Origin of the sequence: Imperialibacter sp. (assembly GCF_040222815.1) — a bacterium.
GTDB lineage: Bacteria > Bacteroidota > Bacteroidia > Cytophagales > Cyclobacteriaceae > Imperialibacter.
In genome coordinates this window covers 1-13,833 of record NZ_JAVKCH010000015.1, presented here as the reverse complement: position 1 = coordinate 13,833, position 13,833 = coordinate 1, and the positions used below count along the sequence as shown (strand labels likewise).

Below are 13,833 nucleotides of genomic sequence, written 5' to 3'. Positions count from 1 at the left end.
AAGATTGCCTTATGATAAAACGGTGCTTATCTCCAATTGACAGTTATTCATCGAAATGCTGCTTTAACAGCAGCCTGTGAAGCACCGGTGTTCCGATATAATTAGTAATTTGCGACCTGTAATTAACTTTCATGGGCCTCCAAGACCTTATTGTCACACCTGTTTACCTCCTCCTCTTGTATGCTCTGGCCTACTGGATCAGGCCCAAAGTGACTAACCGGGACACCCGCAAGTATTTCATTCCGGGCTTGACGGTCAAGTTTGTTGGGGCGATAGCATTGGGGTTGGTGTATCAGTTTTATTATGACGGCGGAGATACATTTACCTATTTTCATTTAGGCAGCAGGTGGATCTGGGAAGCTTTTCTGGTTAACCCATACTATGCATTTAAAATGATTTTCGTAGCTGGAGGTGAGCATGCGTCGGAGTTGTTTCAGTTTTCGTCGAGAATATATACCTATGGCGACCCGGCTTCTTACTTTGTAGTGAGGGTAGCTGGTTTTTTTGATTTGTTTACTGGCCATACCTATTTGGCCACGGCGCTCTGCTTTGCGGCGATAAGTTTTACTGGAGTGTGGGCCATGTATGTGTCTTTTTGTCGATTCTACCCGACGCTTAGCAGTTATTTTGCTTATGCGATACTATTCATCCCATCCATTTTTTTTTGGGGCTCTGGCTTAATGAAAGACACCCTAACACTTGGAGCCTTGGGATTATTTTTTTTTGGTGCTACTCACCTGTTTGTATTTAAAAAAAACATATTTATCGCGGCCATTTCTATCTTAATTGGGTTTTATGTGCTGTACATAGTCAAGATATACATCATCATATGTTTTGTTCCTGCTTTAATTTTTTGGCTTTTCCTAAACTATCAGAATAGGATTAGGTCACTAATTGTGAAAATAGCAATAGGTCCTGTTCTTTTGGCGATAGGGGGACTTGCGGCCGGTTACGCTACTTTATTGGTGAGTGAGGAACACTATAGGTATTCTTTGGAGGAAGTCGCCTACACAGCAGAACAAACTGCTCGCTGGAATTACTATGTTAGTGAGAGAAACGATGGATCAGGGTACACGCTTGGAGATTTTGATTTCACACCTGCGGGTCTTGTAAGAAAAATACCTCTTGCTGTCATTACAGCCCTCTTCAGGCCTTTTTTGTGGGAGACCAGAAACCCTGTGATGTTGTTAGCCGCCTTGGAGAATTTGGTGATTCTGATACTTTTCGTCAGAGGAATATTCAAATTTAGGCGGTTTAATGACCTGGAAAATAAAAAGCTGCTGATTTTATGCTTTTCGTTCAGCCTGCTTTTTTCTTTCGCTATCGGTGTTACTACCTATAATTTTGGGTCTCTAGTAAGATACAAGATACCAATGTTGCCTTTTCTGGCCGCCGGGTTGATAATATTAAATTTCAAAAAACACTCAAAGAATGCGACCTTATCGTTCTATCACGCCTGAATCGGGTAGCCGGATAAACTTGAAGGAGCTTGTGGCTTACAAAGACTTGTTTTTTGTACTCGCCATGAGAGATCTTAAGGTACGGTATGCGCAGACTTTTTTGGGATTGATTTGGGCGCTCCTTCAGCCATTTTTCACATTGCTGATATTTACTCTCATCTTTGGCAGGGCGATAAAGGTCGACACCGGTGCTATTCCTTACACGGTTTTTGCTTTATGCGGCATGAGTGCCTGGTCATATTTTTCATTCGTCATGAACCAAAGCGGTACTTCTATTGTGGGGGCCCAGGAAATGATTAAGAAAATTTATTTTCCCAGACTTATTATTCCGCTTAGTAAGGCACTTGTTGCTTTTGTCGACTTTGGCATAACCCTTGTATTGCTATTTGGATTGATGGTATACCACGGACTACCGCTCCAAGTAGAGATCGTTTGGCTGCCATTTTTTATGCTGTTGAATATTATTGCCGCACTGGGTGTTGGCATCTGGCTTAGTTCTTTGACCATCAGGTACCGTGATTTCCAGCATGTAATACCCTTTATGGTTCAGTTTGGGCTCTATGCCACGCCGATTGCCTATCCTGCTAGCCTTATTCCAGAGAAGTATCAGTTGTTATTCCACATTAACCCCATGGCGGGAATTGTGGAGGGATTCCGTTGGTCTATTTTGGGGGCTGAGCCACCAGCACCTACGTCGTTTATTTCGTTTGCGGTAGTGCTGGTAATGTTTGTTTCTGGCGTATTTTATTTCAAGCGTATGGAGCGTGTAATGGCGGATATTGTTTAATGTATGAGAGGTTGATTGATACTAATGGGAAATATTGCAGTTAAGGTTGATGATGTTTGGAAGCAGTATAGGAAGGGTAGTGCGAAAGCCCCTACGCTTAGAGAATCAATGTCGTGGTGGTTCAGAAAAAGGGCACAGGAGGATGATTTTTGGGCTCTACGAGAAATTTCCTTCGAAGTGAAGCACGGGGAGGCGATTGGTATTATCGGGCGAAATGGCGCTGGTAAGAGCACTCTGTTAAAAATTCTAAGCAGTATAACATATCCAACTAAAGGAAGAGTTGACCTTTACGGAAGAGTGGCATCGTTGCTCGAAGTAGGTACCGGATTTCATCCCGAATTAACGGGACGGGAAAATGTTTTTCTTAATGGAACCATTCTTGGAATGACACGCTCAGAGGTAAAAGCAAAATTTGATGAAATCATTGCCTTTAGCGGTGTAGAGGGATTCATAGACACACCAATCAAGCACTACAGCAGCGGAATGAAAGTGAGATTGGCATTTGCAGTAGCTGCCCATTTGGATCCGGAGATTCTTATTATTGATGAGGTGCTCGCAGTCGGAGACGCTGATTTTCAGAAGAAGTGTCTTGGGAAAATGGAAGAGGTGGCCGGCGAGGGACGGACTGTTTTGTTTGTAAGCCACAATATGGCTGCTGTTGGAAATTTGTGCGCACGAAGTTTGTTGGTTGACGTTGGGCAAGTAAAGCTTGATGGAGATACTGCTTCAGTTGTTGAGGGGTATCTTACTTCCAATACGCAAACTTTAAAAAATGTGACTGACCTTTCTGGTGTCAGGAGAACGCAAAAGGACCGGGTTGTTGAATTCAAAGAAGTAGTATTCGAAACAACGAAATTTGATTTTGGAAAAGATGTTGAATTTGATGTGATATTGAAAAGGGTCAAAGGAAATCAGACAATTCCGAACATTGAATTTGCATTTGCAATTAGTAACATGCAAGCTGTTGGTATTATACACGGGAGTAACTTGTTTACGGGCCACTTGATAAGTGTGGAGAATGAAGCAACCAAACTTCACATTGAAGTTGAAAATGCTCTTCGGCCGGGAACCTACTACGTTACACTTTTTCTGCGAGTAAATGGGGACATTCAGGATTGGTTATCAAATGTCTGTTCTTTTCTAGTAAAGGATGGCAATCCATTTTCTTACAATAATACAAACGAAATTCAAGGTGTTGTTTTTCCAAACTATGTTATAAATGTTGAGTTTTAAAGAAAAGCTGGTAAGCAAAGTAGCTACCTTTTTAAAGGTGAACCTTCAGAAATTAGCATACGAGGGTAAGGGAATCACGAATGAAACAAATCCTGAAAAAAATGGGGAGATGAAAGCCTTGGCTGGGCTGTTTTCTGATTCTAGCTCAACGAGTATTTTTTTTGACATTGGCGCAAATGTTGGCGATTTTTCAAAACTGGTGTGTCAGCGGTTTCCCTCGGCTACAGTCTTCTCTTTTGAACCGAACCCAAATTCCTTCTCATCGTTGCAAGCTGAAATGGCAAGCCACGAAAAATGCGAGACCATCAATGCTGGTTTAGGGAGTGAGGGGGGGAAACAGCTACTTCACTATTATAAATCGAGCAAGAAATCCAGCCATGCTTCTGTTTTTAGGGATGTATTAACTGATATTCATGGACGCAAGGATACTGAATATGTAGAGGTGCAAATTACCACTATTGATGACTTTTGTGCAGAAAGAGAGATAGGTCGAATTGACTTCTTAAAAATTGATACAGAAGGAAGTGAGTTGGCAGTGCTGCAGGGAGCAACCAAACTACTTTCGAGTGGTGTCATCCATGCTATACAATTTGAGTTCAACGAAATGAACATTGTAAGCCGAGTCTTTTTAAAAGACTTTTATGACCTGCTTAAAGGGTACAAATTCTTTCGAATATCAAGCAAAGGGCTCCTTCCGTTGGGGAGTTATAATACGAGGAACGAAATATTTCGTATGCAGAATATTCTAGCAGTGAAAGAGTGAGAGGTACTAGGTAGGTATATTCATGAATGCATGACACAAATAGCCAATTGACCGGTAAGGGTAAGAAAAATGGATGTGAAAATTTCAATTATCACCCCTTCTTTTAATCAAAGCGATTTTATAGAGCAGACAATTGATTCTGTTTTAAGTCAGGGTTTCAAGAACTTGGAATATATAATAATTGATGGGGGTAGCACAGATGGTTCAGTTGACATTATCAAGAGATATGAGAAACACCTGACTTTTTGGCTGTCAGAACCAGATAGAGGGCAAAGTCATGCGATAAGAAAGGGACTTCAAAGAGCTACAGGAACGGCGGTAAACTGGTTGAATTCTGACGATTACCTGGAGCCAGGCGCCTTAAAGTTGATTGGAGAACATTTTAGCGATAGCAGTGTCAACGTTCTGTGTGGACGTGGCAACATAGTGTCAGGTGGGGGTGTGATAAAGACCTCCAGAGGAACAGATACATATGATGACAACCTCGCAAAGACCATCGGGATGGCCAGGATTGATCAACCGGAAACCTGGTTTCGCAAGAGTATTCTTGATGAGATTGGCGGGCTGGATGTTGGGTTACATTATGTAATGGATAAAGATATTTGGGTGAGATATCTTTTGAAGCATGGGTTAAAAGGGATTGCTAAGACTCCTTCATTACTTGCCAACTTTCGACTGCACCAAGGATCGAAAACAGTAGCCCAGGCGAGTCTCTTTGAGCCGGAAACAATTCAGCTTTTTGTTAGAATGGCCATGAATAATGGTTTTGAGGAGAGTGCAAGCAAAATAGCGACTCTTTACCCCGTGCCTTCCGTTCTGGTGCAAGGCAGGAAGTTTCCAAGTTTTCCTCCGCTGGTTCAGAGAGCCTTTCAATACTTCTTACTACACCAGGCCGATTTAGAGTATTATCGAAGGTGCTATGACAAAACGAGGGCAATTCTTGGTTTAATAGATGAAAGCAAGTTATTAGCTGACGATTTGAAACTGGTGGGCAAGCTTCGTTTTCGAACCAGGTGGCCATTAACTGCTTTGCGTGATGTGCTAGCAGCCAGCAATGCTCCAGATCGAACACATTCTAAAACCTTATAATTGCCTTAGGCAACTCAAAATTGGAGCGTCGTTCAAAACTCACGAAGATCAGCGTAATTATTCCCACTTTCAATGGAGCGAACCGGGTATTGACTACACTCAAGTCAATAGGTTCTCAGGGCTATAAAGCCTTTGAAGTGATTGTAGTAATTGATGGGTCAAATGATGGTACGTTTGAGCGCCTAAACGCATATGACCCTGATTTCAAGATAAAAATATTGGAGCAGAATAACAGAGGAAGGGCAGGCTCAAGAAACAGAGGTGCCAGTGAGGCTGAAGGGAACCTTTTGGTATTTGTTGATGACGATATGAGGCTGACCAGTGATTGTTTGTCGGCCCACCATAAACATCATGAGGTTTTTGAGGATTTAATTTTGTCGGGCGGACAAATTGGAGATGATACAAAAAATACCGTTTCAGATTTTCAGAAATTTAAGAGCCATCTTGAAAGACAGTGGCATGATCGGTTTCCCGATGGGCTGATGCTTCTCGATGAGGACAACCTTTATTTGACTGCAGCCCATATGTCTATTAAGAAAACCACTTTTGAAAGATTGGGAGGATTCGACGAGCGGTTGACTGACAAAGAAGATTTTGAGTTTGCACTGCGGGCGTTAAATTTGGGAGCTAGGGTAGGAATTGACAAAACGATCCTTGCTTATCACGATGACTTCCAGACTTGTGCTGGATATGTTAATCGTAGGCGACAGTATTTGCGGGCACACGAGAAATTGCTAGACTTAAGCGTGTTATATCGAGCTACACATAGACACTCAATAGAAAACGAAGGTGTTAAGCGCCCGTTTTACAGTTTGTTTTCTTTTCGAGTTTGGGTGCGCTGGGTCGATGAAGGTAGACTCCGGTTTCTTCCAGTAAGAGTTAGGTATTGGCTGTATAGGATTATCATTTGGTCTCAGTCAAGTTATTTTCCTGGAAAAAAAATCGACTAAATGAAAAGGAAAATTACCTATATCATTTCTGACGTTGACAGATGGCAGTCGTTTGAATGGCAAGCCGACAGGCTATCGAAGCACTATCAGATGTCATTTATTTTGATTAATGCCAGGCAGAGTTATTTCGAGTTGTTTTTAAAAAAGAGTGGATTTGAAACATATTGTATTCGGCGTGGCTCAACACTGACAATGCCAATAATTGTTTTCAAAGTTGTAATAGTGCTGATGCGGATTAGGCCTAGCGTCATCCATTGCCATTTTTTGTTTGCAAGTATAACTGGTCTGATTGCAGGCTCCCTTTGCAAAATTTCACAGAGGGTATATACACGACATCATTCAGTTTTTCATCATCGTTTTCACCCAAAAGGAGTTTGGTACGACAAGTTGGCGAATAGACTTGCTACTGATGTTGTGGCAATAAGTGAATTAGTCAAGCGTGTGCTCATACAAAGAGAACATGTCGAGCAATCTAAGGTGCGGCTCATACATCACGGCTTTGACTTTGACCAAATTATGGCCCAAGAGCATGGGTTTAGAGAAAAATTCATCCGAGAGCACGGAATTGCAGGAAAAAGGCCGATCATTGGAGTTATCGCCAGGTATATTGAGTGGAAGGGAGTTCAATATGTGATCCCTGCGTTCCATGACGTTTTAAAAGTTTATCCATCTGCCTGCCTTGTTTTGCTAAATGCAAGAGGTCCCTTTATTGAACCGGTGAAAAAGTTGTTATCTGCCCTGCCGGGAGACTCTTATCGGGAAATTGAATTCGAACGAAATATACAGGAAGTGTACCGGCTTTTTGATGTTTTTGTTCACGCTCCGATAGACAAAGAAGTAGAGGCATTTGGACAAGTCTACGTGGAAGCACTAGCGCATGGGGTGCCCAGTGTTTTTGCGCTTTCAGGTGTGGCTCCTGAGTTTATTGTTGATGCAGAGAATGCGATAATTGTGCCGGGCAAAAGTAGTATTGCCATTGCAACAGGAGTCTTTGAAATACTTAAGAACAACTCGCTACGAGAAAGGCTCGCTTCGAATGGGCCCACGTGTACAGTTAAATTGTTCGAAATAGAGGGAATGGTCGAAAAGTTAAGAAATTTGTATGATCGAAAAGCTTAATACTATCAAGTGGTTTGTTTTGAACCCTAAATATTTACCGCAAAGTTGGCAGATATTTAAACGTAAAATTTATTGGAAGGGAGATCGCTATGGCGAAAAGGAGGCGATTGTGTGGTGCCAAGAGAACGCATGTGAGGAGGACGCCGTGCTTCAAAAAATAATAGGCCAAATGCCTAAAAAAACAATTGAAAAGACATATACTGAAGATTTTGATGCGGCTAGGAGTGTAGAAGCAAAAGTGCCGGTAAAAATGGGCGGAGCCGCTGGACTCAACTTATTGTATCATATCGTACGAGTTTTTAAACCGGAATATCCCATAGAAACAGGAGTGGCATACGGGTGGTCTAGCTTAGCGATTTTGCTGGCCATGCATGAGTATGGTGCTGGAGACCTGTACAGCGTCGATATGCCGTACGTGAAGATGGGCAATGAGGATTTTGTTGGCCTTGTAGTACCAAAGAGATTGAGGAATAAATGGCGTTTGATAAGGCTGGCTGACAGGCAAGGGATAGTTCAAGTGATATCTCAAACTCCACATCTGGATTTTGTTCACTATGATAGTGACAAAAGCTATCTGGGGAGGAAATGGGCTTATCAAAAACTTTGGAAGCATTTAAAACGGGGGGGTGTATTTATTTCTGACGACATACAAGATAACATAGCTTTTAAGGAATTCAGTGAACAAATTGGGTATAAGCCTCATATAGTTGAAGTAGCTGGAAAATATGTTGGACTTGTTGTAAAGAAATAATGAGAGCAAGATTAATCCTATATATTTCATATGACGGGCTCACCGATCCCCTGGGGCAAAGTCAGGTATTGCCTTACCTAATTGCGCTCTCGGCTCAAGGATATTATTTTCATATTTTGAGCTTCGAAAAGGAGGCAGCCTATCAGGAGAATAAATCCATTATTGACAAACTCACCTCAGATGCAAATATAGTCTGGCATGGGATGAATTATCACAAGTCGCCGCCTATACTCTCCACCGTGTATGATAGCTTGAGAATGAAGGCTATAGCCACTAAGCTTCATGCGGAGTTTCAATTTAAAGCGATCTGGTGCAGAAGCTATATACCAGCTCTTGCCGGGCTCTATCTCAAGAAAAGGTTTAGAGTGCCTTTCATCTTTGATATGAGAGGTTTTTGGCCTGATGAGAGGGTCGAAGGGGGAAGTTGGCCACAATCCAATCCTGTGTTTCGTGCAGTTTATAGGTATTTTAAACAAAAGGAACAATTGCTCCTTGCTGAAGCAGACCATGTTGTTGTGTTGACGAATAAGGCGAAGGAGATTTTGGAAATGAGACAACTTCACGACAATCCGGTGCCAAAGGCAATCTCGGTTGTGCCTTGCTGCGTAGATAGTGAGTTGTTTGACCCCTCTCGTATTTCTGTCAAGCAAAAGTCTGAGGCTAGGGCAGCACTCGGTATCGGCGAGAGTGAAAGGGTCTTGGTTTATGCCGGATCCCTTGGTACCTGGTATATGGTTCGGGAAATGCTGGAGTATTTTGCTGGGCTAAGTGAGCGCACACAAGGATGGAAGTTCTTGGTCTTGACAAAGGATAACCCAGAACAATTATATAGAGATGCAGATGAGCTAATAGTAGCTAGGAAAAATATCATCGTTCGCTCGTGCAAAAGGGCTGAGATGCCACTTTACCTTTCGCTTGGAGATTTGGCGATCTCTTATATTCAGCCTGTGTTTAGCAAGCAGGCATCTTCTCCTACCAAGTTAGCCGAGTATATGGCGATGGGACTGCCGGTTGTGTGTAGTGAGGGAGTGGGAGATGTTGACAAGCTAATGAGAGAAGCTGGTTTATCCGACTTGAAGGTTTCAACCAAACTGGGGGTTGCCCCATTTTTGAGAGACTTCGCCAGAAACCGCTTTTCATTAGATGTGGCTTTAAAAGTATACCTCGAGGTGTTGAGTTTGTCGGATTGACTCCGTAACTTTTGTTCATCTAGTTTTTTGAACTGACTATCGAAAAGTCCTTACTTCGAGAGGCAAACTGAGTACCTTTGTGAAGAATTACCTAAAGAGGGCAACCTTTTTGTGATTGATGTTTGATACGCCAATATTATATCTTGTTTTCAATAGACCCGATCTCACCGAAATTTCATTCGAAAGAATTCGTGAAATTAAACCTAGGTATCTTTTTGTTGCTGCCGATGGGCCGAGACAGGGAAGAAAAGATGATGAGGAGAAATGTGCCGCAGCAAGAGAGGTGGTTCTCGGAATGATCGACTGGGACTGCGAAGTGAAAACATTGTTAAGAGCGGATAATTTAGGGTGTGGTAAAGCTGTTAGTGAGGCTATCGACTGGTTTTTTGGTCAGGTGGAAGCAGGAATAATAATGGAAGACGACATAGTGGCGAATCAGGGCTTCTTTGAATTTTGCCAAGAGGCACTGGCCCTTCATTCGGACGATGAAAATGTAATGATGATAACTGGATTGAATGTTGCTGAGACCTGGAAACCGAAAAAACAAAGCTACTTTTACTCGTATTTCGCTGGAATTTGGGGATGGGCTACTTGGAGGAGGGCTTGGGAAAAATATGATTTTGACCTAAAAGGATGGGCGCAGACAAATCCAGAGGCCGTGCTTTCACCGTATTTCAATAAGAAGCAGCTCGTAGCGAGAGTTGAGTTGTATGAGAAATTGTATAACAAGGAAATTGATACCTGGGACTATCAGTGGACTTATTGCCGACTAGTACATCAGGGGATGTCTATAGTACCAACAAGAAATATGATACAGAACATTGGAATTGGGGATGACTCCACCCACACAAAATTGCGCCACCCATGGTCGGCAATACCTGTATATGAGGCAAAGCTACCACTTACTCGTAATGTAAAAGTTTCAGCAGACGGCATTTACGACCAATTGCATCTTGGGCTTGTCGGCTGTAGCGCTATTGAGAAGGCTTATTTGCGCATGATGTCCTTTGTTTTTAGACACCTATTATGAGCTTTAGCAATACTGGCCCATTTGATGTCTGTTTTAAAGACCTACAGAGAGTTACTGTAAAGTTTCTGGTATCAAATTTCTTTAACAAGAGTATAAGGAGAACCAAACATTATCAGGAATGGCTGAGAATGCCGATGAACTACGTCAGACAAGCAGAAATACCATTGGTGCTATCTCTGCTAAATCCCTCACCGAATGAGAAGGTTCTCGACGTTTCAAGCCCAAAGCTACTGGCCTTGTATATGGCATTAAAGAATTTTAAAGTCTGTGCGACCGATGCCGACCCATACTTTGTCGATGATTTTTGTAAGTATGCTGATCTCATCCCGGGTGGGATTGAATTGGAAATGGTCGATGTTCGCAACATGCCTTTTGAGTCCGGTTCTTTTGATAAGATATTTTCAATCTCGGTTTTGGAACATATTCCAGGCGATGGGGATAAATTGGCCTTGCTCGAGGTAAACAGAGTTCTTTCTGAAAAGGGTGCCTGTGTTATTTCTCTCCCAGCTTTTCACAAGCCTCTGCAGGAGTGGCAAGTAGAAAAGAAGTTCTATTGGGAGTCGGTTACAGATAGTAATGGGAGACATTTTTATCAAAGGAGGTATGATCGTGATCAGTTATCAAAACTGGCGGAAGAATCGGGGTTTCAAATAGAGGAAGTTACATATATTGCTGAGAGGCCAATAGTGGAACCTGAACTGGATTCAAATGGAACATTGATACATAATAGTGGTTATATTGATACGACTATTGCCAATCATTGGGTGAATCATACTCCCTTCAAACTATTGCCACTTCTACCCTACATTGTTTCTCGAAACTACTCAAAAAAATATCATTACTTAACGAAAGACTATCTTGATAGAAACATTCGGCAGGTCGTGCTCAAATTAACTAAAGCTAGATGAAAGTCACCTTTATAACCACACTTAACCACAATGTTGGTGATGATTTTGTAAGAGAAGGAATCAAATATCTTTTGGAGAATGTCTACAAAGAGCGGATACACTACAGCTATGTTAACAAGCATCTACCGGCAACGGTTAGATATGGGTTTGAGAAGATCAAGTCTCTTAAGTGGTCGGAGCGTATAGAAAAATATCTTCCAGTTGGGGCATCTAGAGATAAAATACTAACGGCGGATTTGGTTGTGCAAAGTGGCGCCCCTTTTTTTTGGCTGCAAGATAATGGAGCAGCTTCATACAAAACAGAATGGTATGATCCCTTGATAGTCAAGCGATTTGACAAAATGGAGAATAAGCGACTAATGAATATAGGGGTTGGCACGTGTCAGGACTACTTTTCCGATGGATCCGAGTTTCTTAAGTCTGAAAAGTTTGTGTCTTATGTGGAAGATTTTTCAAACAGATGTGCTCTTACGACTGTAAGGGATCAGTTAAGCCATAAACTATTGAACACCCTCGGGCTTAAAACTGCTAAAATCCCGTGCCCGTCAATTTTTTCCTCCGACTACCTTTTAGAGCAAATTCCAGAGAAAAAGGAGTATGTGGCATTGAACTTCATGAATGGTGCCGGACACTATGACTTCAAGAACAACATCGACTCGTCTATGTGGCTATCGAAGTTTGGCGAATTTTACTCGGCTGTAAAACATAGTGAGCGATGTGTCTGGGTTTGTCATAACAAATCAGAAGTTGAAATGGCAAAGTCAATAGATGCTGAGGCCTCAATTTTCTTTTCGGAGAAGCACGAAGAATATGTCTCCTTTTATTCGAAAGCTAAGTTTGGCATTGTAAATCGAGTTCATGCAGGCTTTCAAATGGCCTCCTCATATGCTCCTTCGCTAATCATTGGCTCTGACTCCAGGGCTAGAATGGCTGACGAAATAGGGCTTAAATCAGTTTTTGTTAATGAGGTCACAGTTGACGATTTGGTCAAAGCGTTTAAAGATTTTCAGAAGACTTACTCGGAGTACAAAGAAAAGATCATTTCTATTAAACACGAATCTTTTGAGATATATAGCCGATTACTGGGGCAAGCATTCTAGGAAAAAGCTGCTAATCATAAAGGTTGACGCAATAGGAGACTACATCCTGTTTAGGAACTTTTTACCCGCTTTGCTCCAATCAGACAAATACCGACATCATAAGGTCACGTTGCTGGGTAATTATATCTGGAAGGATCTAGCAACTGGTTTAGATGGTCATTTTTTTCACAAGTATATCTGGATTAGGAGGAGCTCCCTTACTGATTCGAGAGCCTACAGGGTCTTCATAAGGGTTGTTTTAAAATTTTGCGGTAGATACGATTGTGTCATAGTCCCAACGTTTTCCAGGCGATACTTCTTCGAAGATTTTTTTGTACGAATAGTCTCTTCCAGAGAGAAAATTAGTTTTTTGGGAAACTTGTCCGAACAGCCGGAAACCCAGGTAAATGAGAGCAGTAAGAACTACACCACGTTGATAAAAGTGCCCGAAGATCTTATTTTTGAAATCTTGAGGTTGAAATGTTTTGTCGAAAAAATTACAACTCAAGAGATGGAAGCATTCAATTTTAGCTTGCTTCCAAAAGCCTCGTCGAATACTCAAACAGACGAGTTGCGTGATGATATTGTTATATGTATTTTCCCTTCTGCGTCGGAATCGTTTAAAATATGGAAGGCTGATAATTTCTCGGAACTTATTGGCGAGTTTTGCAAGGCTTCCTCCCGGGTACGGATTAGAGTGCTGGGGGGGCCGCTCGATGTCGAGTTGGCGGAGTATATTGTATCAAAAATTGAGAACAGGGAATCAGTAAAGAATCTGGCTGGGCAGACCAGTCTTTTGAACCTTTGCAAACAGATATCTTCCGCAAACCTTCTCATAACAAATGATACGCTGGCCTTGCATATCGGTGTGAGCCATAATGTTCAGGTTGTTTGTGTGGCAAATGGGAATCACTATGGTCGGTTTATGCCATATCCAAAAGCGATTTCAAACAAATTAACCTGTGTATTTCCAGAGGATGTAGATCGCCTAGGGGAGAAGGAGAGAGTAGACAAATATCTTTTAAAATCAGATTTAGATATTAATAGTATAAGTGTTCAGAAGGTATTTGATGCCAGTTTTGCAGCACTTGGATTCAATAAATAAGATGAAATTTTTTTTTCTCACCGGTACTTTTTTGTGGCATTTTGCTAGTTTAGCGATTTGCCCGTCGGTTTCTATTGATTCAATTGATGGTGCTTTGTGCCGCAACGAGCAATTACCCTTAAGCTATTCTGTAGAAAATTTTTCTGATTTTTTTTGGGATTTTTGTGCAGATGAGTTGACCGTTACGCCCAGCTCAACAAAGGTGTCCACATTGAGTGGGTCGAGTAGGCCATTGGGAGTGTCTGTGGTAGAGAGTTCAGGTATTTGGTATTTATTTGCTACAAGTCGTGACAATAATAAGTTGTTCAGGTATACTTATGGGAACGGCCTTCAGTCGGCCGCAACTTCAGTCGATGATTTGGGCACATT

Annotated in this window: 14 protein-coding genes; all 14 read left to right on the top strand. The window is 41.9% G+C overall.

Going from position 1 to position 13,833, the window contains the following annotated elements; all coding sequences use genetic code 11:
- The first annotated feature begins 131 nt into the window (after positions 1-131).
- The gene (locus RIF36_RS04625) at positions 132-1,460 is read left to right on the top strand and encodes a hypothetical protein (RefSeq protein WP_350121397.1); all 1,329 of its coding nucleotides are present in this window, start codon (positions 132-134) and stop codon (positions 1,458-1,460) included.
- Positions 1,432-2,247: an ABC transporter permease gene (locus RIF36_RS04620; RefSeq protein WP_350121394.1), complete on the top strand. Its 816-nt coding sequence runs from the start codon at positions 1,432-1,434 to the stop codon at positions 2,245-2,247. Before RIF36_RS04625 ends, RIF36_RS04620 begins: the two co-directional genes overlap by 29 nt.
- 24 nt (positions 2,248-2,271) lie before the next feature.
- Positions 2,272-3,480: an ABC transporter ATP-binding protein gene (locus tag RIF36_RS04615; protein WP_350121391.1), complete on the top strand. Its 1,209-nt coding sequence runs from the start codon at positions 2,272-2,274 to the stop codon at positions 3,478-3,480.
- The gene (locus RIF36_RS04610; RefSeq protein WP_350149317.1) at positions 3,470-4,243 is read left to right on the top strand and encodes an FkbM family methyltransferase; all 774 of its coding nucleotides are present in this window, start codon (positions 3,470-3,472) and stop codon (positions 4,241-4,243) included. Before RIF36_RS04615 ends, RIF36_RS04610 begins: the two co-directional genes overlap by 11 nt.
- Before the next feature lie 69 nt (positions 4,244-4,312).
- Complete coding sequence (locus RIF36_RS04605; protein ID WP_350121385.1) at positions 4,313-5,332, top strand: glycosyltransferase family 2 protein; 1,020 nt, start codon at positions 4,313-4,315, stop codon at positions 5,330-5,332.
- Positions 5,333-5,352: 20 nt separating this feature from the next.
- Positions 5,353-6,282, top strand: a complete 930-nt coding sequence (locus RIF36_RS04600) for a glycosyltransferase family 2 protein (RefSeq protein WP_350121382.1) — start codon at positions 5,353-5,355, stop codon at positions 6,280-6,282.
- Complete coding sequence (locus RIF36_RS04595) at positions 6,283-7,401, top strand: glycosyltransferase family 4 protein (RefSeq protein WP_350121379.1); 1,119 nt, start codon at positions 6,283-6,285, stop codon at positions 7,399-7,401. It abuts the gene before it with no gap.
- Positions 7,385-8,152, top strand: coding sequence for a class I SAM-dependent methyltransferase (locus RIF36_RS04590; RefSeq protein WP_350121376.1), 768 nt, complete (start codon positions 7,385-7,387; stop codon positions 8,150-8,152). The genes RIF36_RS04595 and RIF36_RS04590 overlap by 17 nt, the downstream gene beginning before the upstream one ends.
- On the top strand, positions 8,152-9,342 hold the full coding sequence (locus RIF36_RS04585) for a glycosyltransferase (RefSeq protein WP_350121373.1): 1,191 nt from the start codon (positions 8,152-8,154) through the stop codon (positions 9,340-9,342). Before RIF36_RS04590 ends, RIF36_RS04585 begins: the two co-directional genes overlap by 1 nt.
- 115 nt (positions 9,343-9,457) lie before the next feature.
- Entirely contained in the window at positions 9,458-10,372 is a 915-nt protein-coding gene (locus RIF36_RS04580; RefSeq protein WP_350121370.1) for a glycosyltransferase family 2 protein, read from the top strand.
- Positions 10,369-11,280: a class I SAM-dependent methyltransferase gene (locus RIF36_RS04575; protein WP_350121367.1), complete on the top strand. Its 912-nt coding sequence runs from the start codon at positions 10,369-10,371 to the stop codon at positions 11,278-11,280. The genes RIF36_RS04580 and RIF36_RS04575 overlap by 4 nt, the downstream gene beginning before the upstream one ends.
- On the top strand, positions 11,277-12,380 hold the full coding sequence (locus RIF36_RS04570) for a polysaccharide pyruvyl transferase family protein (protein WP_350121365.1): 1,104 nt from the start codon (positions 11,277-11,279) through the stop codon (positions 12,378-12,380). The genes RIF36_RS04575 and RIF36_RS04570 overlap by 4 nt, the downstream gene beginning before the upstream one ends.
- Positions 12,343-13,464, top strand: coding sequence for a glycosyltransferase family 9 protein (locus tag RIF36_RS04565; protein ID WP_350121362.1), 1,122 nt, complete (start codon positions 12,343-12,345; stop codon positions 13,462-13,464). Before RIF36_RS04570 ends, RIF36_RS04565 begins: the two co-directional genes overlap by 38 nt.
- Before the next feature lies 1 nt (position 13,465).
- A partial coding sequence (locus tag RIF36_RS04560; protein ID WP_350121358.1) for a hypothetical protein occupies positions 13,466-13,833 on the top strand: 368 nt, incomplete at its 3' end.